The sequence below is a fragment of the Dyella sp. 01N36 genome (assembly GCF_056399745.1).
Genome location: NZ_JBFTRY010000067.1, coordinates 1 through 17905 on the forward strand (window position 1 = coordinate 1; position 17905 = coordinate 17905).

Here is a 17905-nt window from a genome sequence, read left to right on the forward strand (position 1 = left end):
GTGCAGGACAGGATCAATGCGCGGTTTGGCTCGGGAAGCCTGGTCCGCGCAGGTGTGTTGAGAACGCAAGAGCAGGATTGAAGTTGAACGGAGACGCTCCACATCGACCGATGAGGGAGTGTTTCTTCAGGATGAAGCAGTCGGCGCTGGCGCGTTTGACGTGGGGAGCAAGAGCAAGATGAGCAAAGCGGAAGACAATGTCAGGAACAGCTCCGATCCGGAGCAGCTGCGTCCGGCGCGCATGCGGATCGAGACCACGGTGCTGATGAGCCGTGCCGACGAATCGCATTCGACCGAACTGGTGGACATTTCCGCGACCGGCGTGCTGCTGCGCCGCCCCCTGGGCTGGCAGGGCGAGCATGGCCAGAGCTGGATCCTCGACATGATCTTTGGCCACGACCTGCACATCCATCTGGAGGCGCAGGTGGCCCGTATTTCCGATCGCCACCTGGGCTTTGCCTATACCCGCATCCCGGAAGACAAGCAGGTGCCGCTGTGGAACCTGCTGGGTGGGTATGCGGATATTCTGGAGTTGTGGAAGGACTAGGGGCGAGGAGTGAGGGAAATCACTCGGCACTTATCGCCGCGAGGGAATCCATAAAAAAAGCCCGGCAGTTCGCCGGGCTTTTTGTTGAGCGCAGTGAGCTCTACTCCCACGCCTCTTCCCTCACTTCTGCTTGTTCTCATCCCGCAACTCGCGCCTCAGGATCTTGCCCACATTGCTCTTGGGCAACGAGTCGCGGAACTCGATCAGCTTGGGACGCTTATAGCCGGTGAGGTTGTCATGGCAGAACTTCTTGAGTTCTTCCACGGTGAGGTTCGGGTCCTTGCGCACCACGAACAGCTTCACCACTTCACCCGAGTGTTCGTCCGGCACGCCCACGGCAGCCACTTCGGCCACGCCAGGATGCTGCATCACCACGYCTTCGAYTTCGTTCGGATACACGTTGAASCCGGACACCAGGATCATGTCYTTCTTGCGGTCCACGATGTAGACATAACCGGTGGCATCCATGCGCGCGATGTCGCCGGTGTGCAGCCAGCCGTCTGAGCCCAGCACCTTGGCCGTTTCGTCCGGACGCTGCCAGTAGCCCTTCATCACCTGCGGCCCGCGCACCATCAGTTCGCCCACTTCGCCGATCGCCAGCGGCTGGTTTTCTTCCGACCAGATCGCCACGTCGGTGGAGGGAATCGGCAGGCCGATCGAGCCGTTGTAATCCTTGAGGTCCAGCGGATTGATGCAGGCCGCGGGCGAGGTTTCGGTCAGCCCGTAAGCTTCGGCCAGCGTGCAGCCGGTGACTTTTTTCCAGCGCTCGGCAACCGCGCGCTGCACGGCCATGCCGCCGCCCAGCGACAGGTGCAGGCGCGAGAAATCCAGGTCGGCAAAGCCCGGCGTGTTGAGCAAGCCGTTGAATAAGGTGTTGACGCCGGTCAGCGCGGTGAACTTGGACTTCTTCAATTCCTTGACGAAGCCCGGCATATCGCGCGGATTGGTGATCAGCCAGTTCAAACCGCCCAGGCGCATGAACACCAGGCCGTTCGCCGTCAGCGAAAAGATGTGATACAGCGGCAGCGCCGTGATGATCACTTCCTCGCCCTGCTTGGCGTTGTTGCCGATCCACGCACCGGCCTGCAGCATGTTGGCGACCATGTTGCCGTGGGTGAGCATGGCGCCCTTGGCCACGCCGGTGGTACCGCCGGTGTATTGCAGGAAGGCGATGTCTTCGTGATCGAGCTGCACCTTGGGCATCGGATGCGGCGCGCCCTTGGACAGGGCGTCTGTAAAGCGCACGGCATGCGGCAGCTCGTACGGCGGCACCATCTTCTTGACGTGCTTGAGCACGAAATTGATCAGCGCGCCCTTGGCGCCGAGCAGGTCGCCGATGCCGGTGGTGACGATGTGCTCGACGTGAGTCTCGGCCACCACCTGCTGCAGCGTCGCGGCGAAATTGTCGAGCACCACGATGGCCTTGGCGCCGGCGTCTTCCAGCTGATGCTTGAGTTCGCGCGCGGTGTACATCGGATTGGTGTTGACCACCACCAGGCCCGCGCGCAACGCGCCGAACAAGGCGATGGGGTACTGCAATACGTTGGGCATCATGATCGCGATGCGATCGCCCTTGCCGAGCTTGAGCTCGCCGGTGAGGTAGCCGGCGAACTGGCGGCTCATCTCATCGATCTGACCGTAGGTGAGCACCTTGCCGAAGCTGGAGAAAGCCGGGCGATGACGGAAGCGCTCAAAGGCCTCTTCCACCACCGCGGCGAGCGACGCGTACTGGTTGATGTCGATCTGCGCGGGAACGCCTTCCGGGTAATGGGCCAGCCACGGACGCTCAATGCTCATGTTGGATCCAACGCTCCTGTATGTATCGGCCCGGCAGTGACGTAGGGCAAGATGATGACGCGGCATTGGAGCATACGCTTGCGTATAGCGGCAAGCCGCGCCGCAGCGAGAATAAGGCATGCCTTCGATACAAAAACTACTTGTAAATCCAGTGTTTTGCGTGTTCCTCGCGATCGGCCTGACGGCCTGCCATCGCACGCCCGACGAAAGTCGGGTGCGGCAGGGCATCGAAACCGCCGAGCGAGCGGCCGAACAGGCCGATGCCTCGTCGCTGGACGCCTTGTTGAGCGACGATTTCAGCGGCAACAACGGTGAGATGGAGAGGCGGCAAATCCTTGGCCTGCTGCATGCCGCCAAGTTTCGCGGCGAGACCATCCATGCCTTGACCGGGCCGATTGAGGTGGAGATGCGCGGTGATCGCTACGTCGCGCGCTTCACCGTGACCCTGACCAGCGGCGGAAAGCTGTTGCCGGCGCAGATGGGTGTGTATCAGGTGGAGACGGCGTGGCGGAAGGAGGGGCGCGAGTGGCGCTGTTATGCCGCCACGTGGACCTCGGGCAGCTGATCGCTGGGTCACTCTGTGGGAGCGCACCCTGTGCGCGACAACCCTACGGAGCGGTAACCATCAAGGTTGCTGTCGCGCACAGGGTGCGCTCCCACAGGGGATGCGCCTCTAAAAGAAAACGCCGCCCAACGGCGGCGTTTTCTCCTTGCCAAAAGCAGCCTGCAACGAGGATCAGGCCGCTTTCTTTCCAGCCAGCTGGCGCAGCACATACTGCAGGATGCCGCCGTGACGGAAGAACTCGCGTTCCTTCGGCGTGAGCAGCAACACCCTCACGGTGAACTCCTTCTTCTTGCCGTCCAGGCCCGTGGCGGTGACCTTGGCGGTCTTCGATTCGCCGCCGTTGAGGCCGGTGATATCGAAGGTCTCCTTGCCGGTCAGGCCCAGCGACTGCGCGTTCTGGCCGTCTTCGAACTGCAGCGGCAGCACGCCCATGCCCACCAGGTTGGAGCGGTGGATGCGCTCGAAGCTCTCGGCGATCACGGCTTTCACGCCCAGCAGCAGGGTGCCCTTGGCGGCCCAGTCGCGCGACGAACCCGTGCCGTATTCCTTGCCGGCCAGCACCACCAGCGGCGTCTTGTCCGCCTTGTACTTCATCGCCGCATCGTAGATCGCCAACTGCTCGCCGCTCGGCACGTACAGCGTGTAGCCGCCTTCGACGCCGTCGAGCATCAGGTTCTTGATGCGSAYRTTGGCRAAGGTGCCGCGCACCATCACATCGTCATTGCCGCGACGCGAACCGTAGGAGTTGAAGTCCTTCGGCTCCACGCCCTTGGAGATAAGGAAACGGCCCGCCGGGCTGTCCTTCTTGATCGAGCCGGCCGGGGAGATGTGGTCGGTAGTGATGGAGTCGCCGAACAGGCCGAGCACGCGGGCGCCGTGCACGTCTTCGATTGAGCCCGGTTCCTTGCTCATGCCTTCGAAGTACGGCGGGTTCTTGATGTAGGTCGAGTCGTCCCACTTGTACACATCGCCATCGGGCGAGGCGATGTGGTTCCAGCGCGTGTCGCCCTTGAACACGTCGGCGTAGCTCTTCTCGAACATCTCCGGATTGAGCGCGCTGCCGACGATGTCGGAGATCTCCTGGTTGGTCGGCCAGATGTCCTTGAGATACACCGGCTTGCCGTCACTGCCCGTGCCCAGCGGTTCCTTGGTGAGGTCGATGTTGAGCGTGCCGGCCAAAGCGTAGGCGACCACCAGCGGCGGCGAGGCCAGGTAGTTCATCTTCACTTCCGGATGCACGCGGCCTTCGAAGTTGCGGTTGCCCGACAGCACCGACGCCACCGCGAGATCGCCTTCGGCAATGCCCTTGCTGATTTCCACCGGCAGCGGACCGGAGTTGCCGATGCAGGTGGTGCAGCCGTAACCGACGATATAGAAGCCGACTTTTTCCAGCTCCTTCAACAGGCCGGTCTTTTCCAGGTAATCGGTGACCACCTTGGAACCCGGGCCGATCGAGGTCTTCACCCAGGGCTGCGCCGTGAGGCCCTTGGCCGCGGCCTTTTTCGCCACCAGGCCCGCACCGATCATCACGCTCGGGTTGGAGGTGTTGGTGCACGAGGTGATMGCGGCGATCACCACCGCACCATCGCCCAGCTTGAACGACTCGCCGTCCTTGTCCACGCGCACGCCGCTGTCGGTGATGTCGTTGGCCGGGTTGCCGATGGCCGCCGAGCCGCCTTCGGCAATGAAGGCCGAGGTGGCTTCGTTGCGCGGCTTGCGGGTGGCGGTGAGCGGACCCACGGCGTCCTGGAAGCTCTTCTGCACGCCTTCCAGCAGCACGCGATCCTGCGGGCGCTTGGGGCCAGCGAGCGAGGGCTTCACATCGGCCAGGTTGAGTTCCAGCGTGGTAGTGAAGCGCGGCTCGATGGCGTTCTCGTCATGCCACATGCCCTGCGCCTTGGCGTAGGCCTCCACCAGGCGGATCTGATCGTCGCTGCGACCGGACAGGTGCAGGTAATTGAGCGCTTCCTGGTCGATCGGGAAGATGCCGCAGGTGGCGCCGTATTCCGGCGCCATATTGCCGATGGTGGCGCGGTCGGCCAGCGCCAGGTGCTTGAGGCCGCTGCCGAAGAACTCCACGAACTTGCCCACCACGCCGAGCTTGCGCAGCATCTGCGTGACGGTGAGCACGAGGTCGGTCGCGGTCACGCCTTCCGAGAGCTTGCCGGTGAGCTTGAAGCCGACCACCTGCGGAATCAGCATCGACGACGGCTGGCCCAGCATSSCSGCTTCMGCCTCGATGCCGCCCACGCCCCAGCCSASYACGCCGATGCCRTTGATCATGGTGGTATGCGAGTCGGTGCCGAACACGGTGTCCGGATAGGCCCAGGGCGCGCCGTCCTTCTCGGCCGTGAACACCACGCGGGCCAGGTGCTCCAGGTTCACCTGGTGCACGATGCCCGTGCGCGGCGGCACCACCTTGAAGTTGTCGAACGCCTTCTGGCCCCAGCGCAGGAAGGCGTAGCGTTCCTGGTTGCGCTGGAATTCGATCTCGACGTTTTTCTCCAGCGCGGATTCCGAGCCGTAGACGTCGACCTGCACGGAGTGGTCGATCACCAGCTCAGCCGGCGCCAGCGGATTGATCTGCTTGGCGTCGCCGCCGAGCTTCACCACCGCATCGCGCATCGCGGCCAGGTCGACCACGCAGGGCACGCCCGTAAAGTCCTGCAGCACCACGCGGGCGGGCATGAAGGCGATCTCGGTATCGGGCTCGGCCTTGGCATCCCAGTTGGCGATGGCCTCGATTTCCTTCGAGGTCACATTGACGCCGTCCTCGTGGCGCAACAGATTTTCCAGGAGGATCTTGAGCGAATAGGGCAGGGTCTTGAGGTCAAAGCGCTGGCCGAGCTTGGCCAGGCTGGCAAAGTTGTACTGGCTGCCGTTGACAGTGAGGGTGTCGCGGGTGGCGAATGAATCCAGCATGGGCTAACTCCTGTTGCGTGAGTCTGGCGAACGCGCGAACGCGTAGCTTGGGGATCCTAGGGCACGGGACGTGAGGGGAATTGCAAAGCCTTTGTAGCTCGTCATCCCGGCGCAGGCCGGGATCCAGTGACCCTGTGTTGGGTTTTCGCGACCACCAGAAGTCGACGCTACTGGATCCCGGCCTACGCCGGGATGACGGCGAAGAAGGCCTGGCAATCCGGGGAATCCATCCTCTCCGTTCAGCACTCCCATTCAGTTTGGGACAAAAGCCCAAACGCGCAAGAGACCCGATTGGGGATTGCCGCACATTCGCCTTGCAAGATTTCGAACGCAGGCGGAAGCGTTGTCTTGCGTTGCGGCGCTTGGGGCCGGACTGGCAAAATAGCGGGCTGTGATGCCGCCAAGAACGGCATGGCGACAAGACCTTGCGCCTTGTCGAACGCCGGCAGCGGCCACGCGGAACCTCTCCCGCCGGGTGAACCTCCGCCGCGATGGCGCAAACCATCGCCCGCTGCCCCTTTGATCCACGTTCACCGGACGAGACCACATGCTTAACGCCTACCGCCAACATGTTGCCGAGCGCGCCGCGCTGGGAATCCCCGCACTGCCGCTGTCGGCCCAGCAGACCGCCGAGCTGATCGAACTGCTGAAGAATCCCCCCGCCGGTGAAGAGACGTTCCTCGTCGACCTGATCACCAACCGCGTGCCGGCTGGCGTGGACGATGCGGCCAAGGTCAAGGCCTCGTACCTGGCAGCCGTGGCGTTCGGCACCGAAAAGTGCGCGCTGATCTCGCGCGAGAAGGCCACCGAACTGCTSGGCACCATGCTGGGCGGCTACAACATCYMYCCGCTGATCGARCTGCTSGACGAYGCSSAGATCGGCACCGTYGCCGCCRAMGCGCTCAAGCACACSCTGCTGATGTTCGACGCCTTCCACGACGTCAAGGACAAGGCCGACAAGGGCAACGYCAACGCCAAGGCCGTGCTGCAGAGCTGGGCCGATGCGGAATGGTTCACCAGCAAGCCGGAAGTGCCGGAAAGCCTCACCGTCACCGTGTTCAAGGTGCCGGGCGAAACCAATACCGATGACCTGTCGCCGGCACCCGATGCCACCACGCGTCCGGACATCCCGCTGCATGCCCTCGCCATGCTGAAGAACCAGCGCGACGGCGCGCCGTTCCAGCCCGAAGAAGACGGCAAGCGGGGCCCGATCGCCTTCATCGAATCGCTGAAGGAAAAGGGCCACCTGGTGGCCTACGTCGGCGACGTGGTCGGTACCGGTTCCAGCCGCAAGTCCGCCACCAACTCGGTGCTGTGGTTTACCGGCGAAGAYATCCCCTTCRTKCCGAACAAGCGCTTCGGCGGCGTGTGCCTGGGCAGCAAGATYGCCCCGATCTTCTACAACACGATGGAAGACGCCGGCGCGCTGCCGATCGARCTCGACGTGTCCAGCATGAACATGGGCGACGTGGTTGAGCTGCGTCCGTACGAAGGCAAGGCGCTGAAGAACGGTGAAGTGATCGCCGAATTCCAGGTCAAGTCCGATGTGCTGTTCGACGAAGTGCGCGCCGGTGGCCGCATCCCGCTGATCGTGGGTCGCGGCCTCACCGCCAAGGCGCGCGAAGCGCTGGGCCTGCCGGTGTCCACCCTGTTCCGCCTGCCGCAACAGCCGGCCGAYACCGGCAAGGGMTTYACGCTGGCGCAGAAGATGGTYGGCCGYGCCWKCGGCCTGCCGGAAGGCMAGGGCRTGCGCCCGGGCACSTAYTGCGARCCGAAGATGACYTCGGTGGGYTCGCAGGACACCACCGGCCCGATGACSCGCGACGAGCTGAAGGACCTGGCTTGCCTGGGCTTCTCGGCCGACCTKGTSATGCAGTCGTTCTGCCACACCGCCGCCTATCCGAAGCCGGTYGACGTCAAGACCCACCACACGCTGCCGSARTTCATCAGCACSCGTGGCGGCATYTCGCTGCGYCCGGGCGAYGGCGTGATCCACTCSTGGCTSAACCGCATGCTGCTGCCSGACACCGTCGGCACCGGCGGCGACAGCCACACGCGTTTCCCGATCGGCATTTCCTTCCCGGCCGGCTCCGGTCTGGTGGCCTTCGCGGCCGCCACCGGTGTGATGCCGTTGGATATGCCCGAATCCGTGCTCGTTCGCTTCAAGGGCGAACTGCAGCCGGGCGTCACCCTGCGTGACCTGGTCAAYGCGATYCCGCTSTACGCGATCAAGAGCGGTCTGCTCACCGTCGCCAAGCAGGGCAAGAAGAACATCTTCTCCGGCCGCATCCTGGAGATCGAAGGTCTGCCGAATCTGAAGGTGGAGCAGGCGTTCGAGCTGTCCGATGCCTCGGCCGAGCGCTCCGCCGCCGGTTGCACGGTGCACTTGGACAAGGCGCCGATCATCGAATACATCAACAGCAATATCACGCTGCTGAAGGTCATGATCGCGCAGGGCTACAAGGATCCGCRCAGCCTGCAACGCCGCATCAAGGCGATGGAAGCATGGCTCGCGAACCCGCAGCTGCTGGAGCGCGATGCCGACGCCGAATATGCCGCCGTCATCGAGATCGACCTGGCTGACGTGCATGAGCCCATCGTGGCCTGCCCGAACGACCCGGACGACGTGAAGACGCTCAGCGACGTGGCCGGTGCGACCATCGAYGAAGTGTTCATCGGTTCGTGCATGACCAAYATCGGYCACTTCCGKGCKGCWTCSAAGCTGCTSGAAGGCAAGCGCGAYATCCCGAYCAAGCTGTGGGTCGCTCCGCCGACCAAGATGGACCAGCAGCAGCTGACCGAGGAAGGCCACTACGGCGTGCTCGGCATCGCCGGCGCCCGCATGGAAATGCCGGGCTGCTCGCTGTGCATGGGCAACCAGGCGCAGGTGCGCGAGGGTGCCACGGTGTTCTCCACCTCCACCCGCAACTTCCCCAACCGTCTGGGCAAGAACTCCAACGTGTACCTGGGYTCGGCYGARCTSGCSGCGATCTGCTCGCGCCTGGGSCGYATYCCGACCAAGGMMGAGTACATGWCGGAYRTGGGYGTGCTSRATGCCAAYGGCGASAAGATCTACAAGTACATGAACTTCAATCAGATCGCCGATTACCAGGACGTGGCCGACACGGTTACTGCCTGAGAGCGGTGAGTCACGTCACAGTGACTGGAGAAGGGCGGCGCAAGCCGCCCTTTCTTTTTGCGCGATGCACGGGGCGCTCCTCGCGTCATTGTGGGAGGCCACCCTGTGGCCGACAGGGGCACATCGGGATTGCCGCTCCGCTGGTTTGTCGCGCACAGGGTGCGCTCCCACAGAGACCTTGCTGAGGTATCGCGCACTGTCTGCTTCATTTGTGGGAGGCCACCCTGTGGCCGACAGGGGCACATCGAGATTGCCGCTCCGTTGGTTTGTCGCGCACAGGGTGCGCTCCCACAAAAGGCCGGTGACACGGTCCCCTTGTAGGAGCCCACTTGTGGGCGACCGATACCTCCGGAATCACCGCACCGGTGGGTCGCGCACAAGTGCGCTCCTACAAGGGGGAGGCAGGCATCCTGTCACGGTGACCATCAGGGTCGTTTATGCTTCGCCCCGTCACAAGCCAGGCAAGGATTGCCGCTCCGTTGGTTTGTCGCGTACAGGGTGCGCTCCCACAAAAGGCCGGTGACACGGTCCCCTTGTAGGAGCCCACTTGTGGGCGACCGATACCTCCGGAATCACCGCACCGGTGGGTCGCGCACAAGTGCGCTCCTACAAAGGGGAGGCAGGCATCCTGTCACGGTGACCATCAGGGTCGTTTATGCTTCGCCCCGTCACAGGCCAGGCAAGCACCCCACGGATGATTTCTTCTCACCTATCGGTAGTCTCGCTTCGTGACCTGATGCTGGTGCAGGCGGTGCGTCGCCATGGCAGCTTCAATAGCGCGGCGCGTGCGATGCACATCAGCCCGTCCGGCCTCTCGCATCAGGTGCAGAAAGTGGAGCAGGCGCTGGGTGCGCCGCTGTTTGAGCGAGGCGGTCGCCGCATCGTGCCCACGGCGGGCGGTCAACGTTTGCTTGAACAGATTGATGCCGTGCTTGCCGCGGCGGAACACCTGCAGCAAGTGGCACGCGCGGGCGAGGTGGCATTCGGCGGCGAGCTGCGGCTCGGTGTTCCCGCCTCGCTCGGTCCTTATCTGCTGCCGCATCTGATCGGCCCGTTTCCCCAGCATTTTCCGGGCACGCGCCTGAGTCTTTCCGAAGGCAAGCCACGCGGCCTGCTGCGCCGCTTGAACGAGGGCGAGCTCGACGCGGTGCTGGCTCCTCTGGTCCCGCCAGTTAGTGGCGTAGCGATGCGCCCGTTGTTCTTCGAACCCTGGGAAGTCATGTTCCGCGCCGACCACGCCATGGCCGGCAAGCGCAGCGTGGGCCTGGAACAACTCGATGCCACCGACGCCACGCTGATGACCGAAAGCCATTGCGAAGATGTACTCGGCGGCGGTCACGTGCAGGACGTGAGCCTGGAAAGCCTCGCTGCGCTGGTGGAATTGCGCGGAGGCTATGCGCTGGTGCCGGCTCTGGCGCACGAACGATTGGCTTCGATGCCCAATGTCGTGCTCGCCAAGCTCAAAGGACAAGCTCCAGGTCGCGAGATCGCGCTCTACTGGCGCGAAGCGTCGCCGTGGCATGCCGATTTGCAGAACTTCGCGGCATTGCTGCGCAAGCTGGCGAAGCAGCGGCCGGGATTGAAGGTGCTAAGCGAAGTCGATTGAATCGGTTCGGCGGATTTTCGGGTTGCGTCTCAAGGCTCGTCGTTCACAAGCCCAAGGCGAAAACCTGTGGGAGCGCACCCTGTGCGCGACAGTCACGCCTGGATGTATCGCTTCGTTGGTTTGTCCCGCACAGGGTGCGCTCCCACAGAAAAGCCGGGCGCCGTCCGCCGTTCTTGCTTAAAACTCCAACTCCTGCGCCGCACACAAATAATCAATCATCGGCGCCACCCGCTTATAAGTATCCACCAACCACGGCAACAACTCCGCCGAGCACGCCAGCTTCTCGTCAAAACCCTCGCCACAAGCGAAATCCTTGCGCTTGATGTCATCGATCAACTCATGCGCCGGATCAAACCCGCGCGGCGGTCGGCTCAATGATTCACCCCAGAATTCGAAGTGATCACGGAACGTCTTGCTGCGCGTGGCCTTTTTCCATGCCTCGGGATTGTCGGCAAGAAAGCCGCGGATGTGCTTGAGCGCCTCCGGTTCCGGATGCCACATGCCGCCGCCGGCAAAGCAGTCGCCCGGCTGGATCTGCACATAGAACGAGGGCGCCGGGATCTCGTGGCGCCGCTCATGGAAGAACCGCGCACCCTGCCATGATTTGTAAGGCAGCTTGTTGTTCGAGAATCGCGTGTCACGAAAAATGCGAAACAGCGAACCGCCGTTCTTGCGCGTATCGGCGCGGTAATGCTTGCTGATCTTGTTCAACGGCGCCTGCAAGTCGCCGATCAGGGCGAGAAACGGCTCACGCACATGGGTTTCGTAGTCGTCTTTGTGCGCGTGGAACCATTCGCGGTTGTTGTTCTTTTCAAGCGATCGAAGAAAGCGAAAAGTAGCAGTCGAAAAATAGGTGTTGGCCATGGTGTCTGTGGTCAGGTGCTGATGGGTGCAAGGTCGGCGGCGAGCTGCTCGCCCCAGGCTTGCAGTTGATCGAGGATGGCGAGTTTATCGTCGCTCGCATGCTCGGTGCGCAAGGCGGCGATGCGGGCGAAGTAATCGTCCAGCGTGAGGTTGGTCAGCGGCGTGGGCTTGGTCAGGCGATCGCGGCAGAACGCCTGCCAGCGCACCTGTTCGTCCAAGTTCAGCGTGTGCGGCCAGTTGCGGGCCCGATAGCGGAACAGCAGCTCCGGATAGCGCGTGTCGCGGAATGGAAACGCGCGTTGCCCCAGCTGTTCGGGCGGCGTGCCGCGGATATCGGTCAGCAGGCGCTTGTCGGCATCAGGCAGAAAGCCGCCGTACAAGGCGAGTTCGGGATCGGCCGGGGGCGGCAGATCGGCAGCGCGCTGGAACACTCGACGTAGCTTGGCCGCCAGACCATCCGCCGAAGCGAGCATGTCGCGATGGGCCTGAATCTTCTCCAGGTCGATCTGCAGACGCCCCATGTCCATGCCCTTGAGCGTAGACAACGGCGCGAGCGCCGGCGCCCGATTCGCACGCACGGTGCGCAGCGGAATGCGTTCCACACCTTCAGGCAGATCGGCACGCGAAGTGAACACCCGGTCCGCGATTTCATCCTCATCCAGCTCAAGCAGTTCAGACGGATCGCTGGAAAGGTCGTAAACGATGATTTCCCCCGGGCGACTCGGATGGGCCGCCAAGGGCGCCACCACCGCGAGGCAGTGACGGCTCGCTGGATAACGCGACGACACATGCAGCACCGGCGTCATCGCCACCACGTCGAGCATCTCGAACACGCGCTGCTTGCGGCGCAGGTTGAAGTACCAGTCCCATAGCCGCGGCTGGCGCACACGGATCAGGCGCGCCAGGTCGATCAGCGCGTAGACGTCCGACAAGGCGTCGTGCGCGCGCTCCTGCCGCAGGTGGTTGGCGGTGGCCAGATGCTCAAGCTTGAAGCTGGGCGAGCCATCCTCGCGCCTGGGCCATTCGATGCCTTCGGGTCGCAGCGCCTGGCACATGCGCACCAGGTCGATCAGGTCCCAGCGCGAGTTGCCGTTCTCCCATTCGCGGCCATAAGGCTCGAACATATTGCGGTAGAACATCTGGCGCCCGATCTCGTCGTCGAAGCGCAGGGAGTTGTAGCCCACGCCGCAGGTGCCCGGCTGGGCCAGCTGTTCGTGCACGCGGGCGGCGAAGTCCGCCTCGAGGCAACCCTCGCGCTCGGCCTGTTGCGGCGTGATGCCGGTGATCAGGCAGGCGTCGGGATGGGGCGGCATTTCACGGGGTGGCTTGCCGAAGAACATCACCGGCTCGCCCACGATTTCCAGCTCCATGGTCGTGCGGATGCCCGCGAACTGGACGGGTCGATCGCGCCAGGGGTCGGCGCCGAAGGTCTCGTAGTCGTGCCAGAAGAAGGTCTGCATGCAGCGATCATCGCATGGCCTTCATGCGTGCTCCACGCTCCCCCGGCGAGGGTTCGGCGTAAGAGCTAGGCCGAAAATCAGGGTGGCGGCCCGCAACCTGCTGTTAGACTCCGCGTCCAGGAGGGCGCATGAGCCAAGCGAACGAAGACAATCTGATCTGGATCGATCTGGAGATGACCGGCCTCGATACGGACAACGACTCCATCCTCGAGATCGCCACGATCGTCACCGACAAGGATCTTCGCGTACTGGCCGAAGGCCCGGTCTTCGCGATCCGGCACGCCTTGGAGCGCCTGGAAGGCATGGACGCGTGGAACCGCAACCAGCATCGCCGCTCCGGTCTGTGGGAACAGGTGGTGGCCTCGGCCGACGACCACCTGGCCGCCGAACAGGCCACGCTCAACTTCCTCAAGGAATGGGTGCCGCCGGGCAAATCGCCGATGTGTGGCAACTCCATCTGCCAGGACCGCCGCTTCCTGCATCGCCAGATGCCGCGCCTGGAGCGCTTCTTCCATTACCGCAATCTGGACGTGTCGACGCTCAAGGAGCTCGCACGCCGCTGGTCGCCGGCCATCGGCAAGGGCTTTGCCAAGGAATCGGCGCATACGGCGCTGTCCGATATCCGCGATTCGATCGACGAGCTGCGCTATTACCGCCAGTTCATGGGACCGCTGGGCGGCGCGTCCTAAGGTCACCCCTGGGAGTCATCATGTCTTTCGATCTGTTCGCTCCCGTGCTCGACTGCAACGGCCGCCAGTTGAAGCTCGACCGTCCGCGCGTGGTAGGCATCCTCAACGTCACGCCCGATTCGTTCTCTGACGGTGGTCAATACGCGTMGGTCGATGACGCCGTTGCGCATGGCCTGCGCATGGTGGAAGAGGGCGCGGACATGCTCGATATCGGCGGCGAATCGACCCGCCCCGGTTCCGACGACGTGCCGGTGGACGAAGAACTGCGCCGCGTGCTGCCCGTGCTGCAACAACTGGTGGCGCGCACCGGCGTGCCGCTGGCCATTGATACCTCCAAGCCCGAAGTGATGCGCGCGGCCGTGGCCGCGGGCGCCGGCATGGTCAACGACGTCTACGCGCTGCGGCGCGAGGGCGCCATGGACGCCGTGGCCGAGCTGGGGGTGCCGGTGTGCCTGATGCATATGCTGGGCGAGCCGCGCAGCATGCAGGACGATCCGCAGTACGACGACGTGGTGGGCGAAGTGCATCGCTTCCTCACCGATCGCCTGTTCGCCTGCGAGCTTGCCGGCATCGATCGCCGCAAAGTGATGGTCGACCCGGGCTTTGGTTTCGGCAAGAACCTGGAACACAATCTCGCGCTGCTGCGCGCGCTGGAACGTTTCGCCAGCCTTGGCAGCGGCGTCTACGTGGGCATGTCGCGCAAATCGATGATCGGCACGCTGACCGGCCGCCAGGTGCCGGCCGAACGCATGGCCGGTTCGGTCGCGGCCGCGGTCATCGCCGTGCAGCGTGGCGCGCGCATGGTGCGCGTGCACGATGTGGCGGCCACGGTGGATGCATTGGCGGTATGGAACGCCGTGCAAGTCGGCGACACACCGCCGCGCCGCGACGACAAACCTTCCGCGCCGCGTTGGCCGGACGACGAATAACCAAACAGACCAGGACGTCTGGCGCCTTTGTAGCGCCGACCCGGTAGGAGCAGGACCATGACGCAACGGAAGTATTTCGGAACCGACGGTATTCGCGGTCTCGTGGGGCAGTGGCCGATCAGCGCCGATTTCATGCTGCGGCTGGGACGCGCCGTGGGCGTGGTGCTCGCCCGCCACGGCCGGCCGCGACCGAAGGTAGTGATTGGCAAGGACACGCGCGTGTCCGGCTATATGTTTGAGTCCGCACTCGAAGCAGGCCTGGTCGCGGCAGGCGCCGATGTGTCGCTGCTCGGCCCCATGCCCACGCCGGGCGTCGCCTTCCTCACGCGCTCCCTGCGCGCCGATGCAGGCATCGTCATCAGCGCCTCGCATAATCCTCATCACRACAACGGCATCAAGTTCTTCTCCGCCAACGGCGAGAAGCTGTCCGACGAAGTAGAGCTGGCGATCGAAGAAGAGCTTGAGCTCGACTTCGCCACCGTGCCCTCCGAGCAGTTGGGCAAGGCGATTCGCATTGCCGATGCCGTCACGCGCTACGCGGAGTTCTGCAAGTCCACCGTCTCGGAAGACTTCAACCTGCGCGGCATCAAGATCGTGCTGGACTGTGCCAACGGCGCGACCTACCAGGTGGCGCCCAAGGTGTTCTCTGAGCTGGGCGCCGTGGTCACCACGCTGGGCGACAAGCCCGACGGCTTCAACATCAACCGCGACGTCGGCTCCACCCATCCGCAGTCGCTGCAGCGCGCGGTAGTGGAGCAGGGCGCCGATATCGGCATTGCCTTCGACGGCGATGGCGACCGCCTGCAACTGGTCGACCGCCACGGCAAGACCGCCGACGGCGACGACATTCTCTACGTGCTGGCCAACGCCTGGCATGCCCAGGGCCTGCTGCTCGGACCGGTGGTCGGCACGCTGATGAGCAACTACGGCCTGCAGCTGGCGCTGGCCAAGCTCGACGTGAAGCTGATCCGCGCCAACGTGGGCGACCGCTATGTGCTGCAGCAGCTCAAGGAGCACGGCGGCAACCTGGGCGGCGAGACCTCCGGCCATATCCTGTGCCTGGACCGCGCCACCACCGGCGACGGCATCGTGTCCGCGCTGGCCGTGCTCGAAGCCCTGGCCGGCGCCGACCTAGCCGTGGCCCGCCAGGGGCTGCACAAGATGCCCCAGATCATGATCAACGTGCGTGCCGACGGCGCCCGCGAAGCCCTTGGCAGCGAGGCGGTGCGCGCCGCGCTGGCCCAGACCGAGCAGACCCTGGCCGGTCGCGGCCGCGTGGTGCTGCGCGCCTCCGGCACCGAGCCCCTGGTCCGCGTCACGATCGAGGCGGGCGACGAGGCCGAAGKGCGCCAGTTGGCCGAACAGCTCGCCGGTGTCGTAAAATCGGCGGCAGAACGTTCGTGAGCCTGTAAAGCGTTTTTGTTACCCAGGTCGCCAAGGATTGGCCCGACGTGCCCCGCCCCTGCGGTGGCGGACAGATAAGTGGACCGCACGCACAACCTGTGGACAGATCATGAAGAAAGTTCCGACTCTCGACATCCGTCGTTACGACACCGATCGCGCCGCGTTCGTGGCCGAGCTGGGCAACGCCTACCGTGAATACGGCTTCTGCTGCATCAGCGGCCATGGCATCCCGCGCGAGCTGATCGACGGCGCCTACGACTCGTTCCAGCGCTTCTTCGCGCTGCCGAACGACACCAAGATGAAGTACCACATCGCCGGCAGTGGTGGCGCTCGCGGCTATACGCCGTACAAGGTGGAAACGGCCAAGGACAGCAAGTTCGCCGACCTCAAGGAGTTCTGGCACGTCGGCCGCGAAATCCCGCGCGATTCGAAATTCGCCGACGTCATGCCGCCGAACATCTGGCCGGCCGAAATCGCCGACTTCAAGCAGAACGGCTACGGCTTGTTCGAAGCGCTCGATCAGCTTGGCTCGCGCGTACTGCGCGCACTGGCCCTGCACATCGATCTGCCCGAGCACTTCTTCGACGACAAGATCGACCAGGGCAACTCCATCCTGCGCCCGATCCACTATCCGCCGATCACCGACGAAAACATCCCGAACGTGCGCGCCGGCGCCCACGAGGACATCAACTTCATCACCTTGCTGGTCGGCGCCAGCGCCGAAGGCCTGGAAGTGCTCACCCGCGAAGGCGAGTGGCTGCCGATCACCACCGAAGGCGACGCCATCGTGGTCAACATCGGCGACATGCTGCAGCGCCTGACCAACCACGTGTATCCATCCACCTCGCACCGCGTGGTGAACCCGCAGAACGACAACGCCCGCAAGCCGCGCTACTCGGTGCCGTACTTCCTGCACCCGAATCCGGACGTGGTGCTCGATCCGTTGCCGCAGACGATCACGCCGGACAACCCGAGTCGCTACAACACCAGCATTACCTCGCATGAGTATTTGCTGGAGCGATTGCGCGAGATCAAGTTGATCTGACGCCTCAGTCAACTCCCTCTCCCCTCCGGGGWGWGGGTTGGGGTGAGGGGCGGGTGCTCGCGGGAATGTTTCTACCTCGCTCTAGACGTGCCCGCAGCGCATGTAGAAGTCCCACTTCACTTCGCGCGCACCTTGTCCCCAAGCCGCGCGAAGCTCCGCCTCCACCATCGCGACCGGATCTTCCCCTTTGTCCTTCACATACCGCTGCGTCGCCGACCACGACCGCAAATAGGCGATGAAGTGTTCGACACTCCAGCGCACCGACATCTCGAACGGCGGCGCCGCGATTTCCACGAACGGAAAGGGAATGGTGCGATAGCCTGAATCGACCAGATCGCGTTCCGGCGGCCAATATGGGCCGACAAGATCCACATACACACGATTCTTCAGCGCATCGACGTCAGGCGTGACATGACAATCCGCGTATGACCACGCGGCGATCACGCCGCCGGGTTTGAGCACCCGCCGCACTTCCGCATAGAACGCATCGAAATCAAACCAATGCAGCGCCTGAGCAATCGTCACCAGATCGGCGCTGGCATCGGGTAGCGAACAATACTCGGACGGTTCGGCACGGTATTCGATGTTCGCGCGCGCCTCTGCATTGGCGATTTGATTCGCACTCGGATCGCTGGCAAACACGCGCGCAAAACGCTCAGCAAGCGAGACACTGGCTTGCCCGTTTCCACAGCCGCAATCCCAGGCAAGCTCGGTCGCCGGGGCGATCTGCGCGAGCCAGTCAAACAACGCATCAGGATAAGAAGGGCGAGCCTCGCGATAGATCGACGCATGCCCTGAGAAATGATCCTTGAAGCTCATCGACGTGCCCTGCGCAAGTTGGACAAGCGCAGTATATCGACGGCAGTTTCGATGTTGCGCTCGTCTGTGGGAGCGCACCCTGTGCGCGACAGCCACGCCTGGGTGTACCGCTCCGTAGG

13 protein-coding genes are annotated in these 17905 nt (G+C 63.7%); 8 read left to right on the forward strand and 5 right to left on the reverse strand.

Annotated elements, in window-relative coordinates; genetic code table 11:
* The first annotated feature begins 178 nt into the window (after window positions 1-178).
* Window positions 179-547 carry a PilZ domain-containing protein gene (locus tag AC1DMG_RS12250; protein ID WP_441602407.1) on the forward strand — a complete coding sequence of 123 codons (369 nt, stop codon included), beginning with the start codon at window positions 179-181 and terminating at the stop codon, window positions 545-547.
* Between the two features lie 120 nt (window positions 548-667).
* Here the strand turns inward: AC1DMG_RS12250 and AC1DMG_RS12255 are convergent, their stop codons facing one another.
* Window positions 668-2344 (reverse strand): long-chain-fatty-acid--CoA ligase, encoded by a 1677-nt coding sequence (locus AC1DMG_RS12255; protein ID WP_477180559.1) that lies wholly within the window; start codon window positions 2342-2344, stop codon window positions 668-670.
* A gap of 160 nt (window positions 2345-2504) precedes the next feature.
* Between AC1DMG_RS12255 and AC1DMG_RS12260 the strand changes: the two genes are divergently transcribed.
* Window positions 2505-2909, forward strand: coding sequence for a nuclear transport factor 2 family protein (locus tag AC1DMG_RS12260; RefSeq protein WP_477177487.1), 405 nt, complete (start codon window positions 2505-2507; stop codon window positions 2907-2909).
* Between the two features lie 171 nt (window positions 2910-3080).
* Here the strand turns inward: AC1DMG_RS12260 and acnA are convergent, their stop codons facing one another.
* Window positions 3081-5831, reverse strand: coding sequence for an aconitate hydratase AcnA (gene acnA / locus AC1DMG_RS12265; protein WP_477180560.1), 2751 nt, complete (start codon window positions 5829-5831; stop codon window positions 3081-3083).
* A gap of 547 nt (window positions 5832-6378) precedes the next feature.
* Here acnA and acnB point away from each other — a divergent pair.
* Together acnB and AC1DMG_RS12275 are read left to right on the forward strand one after the other, a co-directional pair.
* Window positions 6379-8970, forward strand: a complete 2592-nt coding sequence (gene acnB / locus AC1DMG_RS12270) for a bifunctional aconitate hydratase 2/2-methylisocitrate dehydratase (protein WP_477180561.1) — start codon at window positions 6379-6381, stop codon at window positions 8968-8970.
* A 694-nt stretch (window positions 8971-9664) separates the two neighbouring features.
* Window positions 9665-10576: a LysR family transcriptional regulator gene (locus tag AC1DMG_RS12275; RefSeq protein WP_477177484.1), complete on the forward strand. Its 912-nt coding sequence runs from the start codon at window positions 9665-9667 to the stop codon at window positions 10574-10576.
* Between the two features lie 177 nt (window positions 10577-10753).
* Here AC1DMG_RS12275 and AC1DMG_RS12280 read toward each other — a convergent pair whose 3' ends face one another.
* Window positions 10754-11440, reverse strand: coding sequence for a DUF2461 domain-containing protein (locus AC1DMG_RS12280; protein WP_477177483.1), 687 nt, complete (start codon window positions 11438-11440; stop codon window positions 10754-10756).
* Between the two features lie 11 nt (window positions 11441-11451).
* Window positions 11452-12900 (reverse strand): exodeoxyribonuclease I, encoded by a 1449-nt coding sequence (gene sbcB / locus AC1DMG_RS12285; RefSeq protein WP_477177482.1) that lies wholly within the window; start codon window positions 12898-12900, stop codon window positions 11452-11454.
* A 128-nt stretch (window positions 12901-13028) separates the two neighbouring features.
* Here sbcB and orn point away from each other — a divergent pair, with 128 nt between their 5' ends.
* The 4 genes from orn to AC1DMG_RS12305 all read left to right on the forward strand — a co-directional run bounded on the left by orn (window position 13029) and on the right by AC1DMG_RS12305 (window position 16967).
* A complete protein-coding gene (orn, locus tag AC1DMG_RS12290; RefSeq protein WP_441602399.1) occupies window positions 13029-13589 on the forward strand; it encodes an oligoribonuclease in 561 nt (186 codons plus the stop codon).
* A gap of 20 nt (window positions 13590-13609) precedes the next feature.
* Window positions 13610-14518 carry a dihydropteroate synthase gene (folP, locus tag AC1DMG_RS12295; protein WP_477180562.1) on the forward strand — a complete coding sequence of 303 codons (909 nt, stop codon included), beginning with the start codon at window positions 13610-13612 and terminating at the stop codon, window positions 14516-14518.
* Window positions 14519-14575: 57 nt separating this feature from the next.
* Complete coding sequence (gene glmM / locus AC1DMG_RS12300; protein WP_477180563.1) at window positions 14576-15922, forward strand: phosphoglucosamine mutase; 1347 nt, start codon at window positions 14576-14578, stop codon at window positions 15920-15922.
* Window positions 15923-16031: 109 nt separating this feature from the next.
* Window positions 16032-16967 (forward strand): isopenicillin N synthase family dioxygenase, encoded by a 936-nt coding sequence (locus tag AC1DMG_RS12305; RefSeq protein WP_477177479.1) that lies wholly within the window; start codon window positions 16032-16034, stop codon window positions 16965-16967.
* An 81-nt stretch (window positions 16968-17048) separates the two neighbouring features.
* Here AC1DMG_RS12305 and AC1DMG_RS12310 read toward each other — a convergent pair whose 3' ends face one another.
* Complete coding sequence (locus AC1DMG_RS12310; protein WP_477177478.1) at window positions 17049-17786, reverse strand: class I SAM-dependent methyltransferase; 738 nt, start codon at window positions 17784-17786, stop codon at window positions 17049-17051.
* Between the last annotated feature and the right edge of the window lie 119 nt (window positions 17787-17905).

Bases quoted from the DNA above. Each gene is read 5' to 3' on its own strand.
- AC1DMG_RS12275 (WP_477177484.1), top strand. From the start codon at position 9,665: ATGATTTCTTCTCACCTATCGGTAGTCTCGCTTCGTGACCTGATGCTG.
- AC1DMG_RS12250 (WP_441602407.1), top strand. From the start codon at position 179: ATGAGCAAAGCGGAAGACAATGTCAGGAACAGCTCCGATCCGGAGCAG.
- AC1DMG_RS12305 (WP_477177479.1), top strand. From the start codon at position 16,032: ATGAAGAAAGTTCCGACTCTCGACATCCGTCGTTACGACACCGATCGC.
- sbcB (WP_477177482.1), bottom strand. From the start codon at position 12,900: ATGCAGACCTTCTTCTGGCACGACTACGAGACCTTCGGCGCCGACCCC.
- AC1DMG_RS12280 (WP_477177483.1), bottom strand. From the start codon at position 11,440: ATGGCCAACACCTATTTTTCGACTGCTACTTTTCGCTTTCTTCGATCG.
- orn (WP_441602399.1), top strand. From the start codon at position 13,029: ATGAGCCAAGCGAACGAAGACAATCTGATCTGGATCGATCTGGAGATG.
- AC1DMG_RS12310 (WP_477177478.1), bottom strand. From the start codon at position 17,786: ATGAGCTTCAAGGATCATTTCTCAGGGCATGCGTCGATCTATCGCGAG.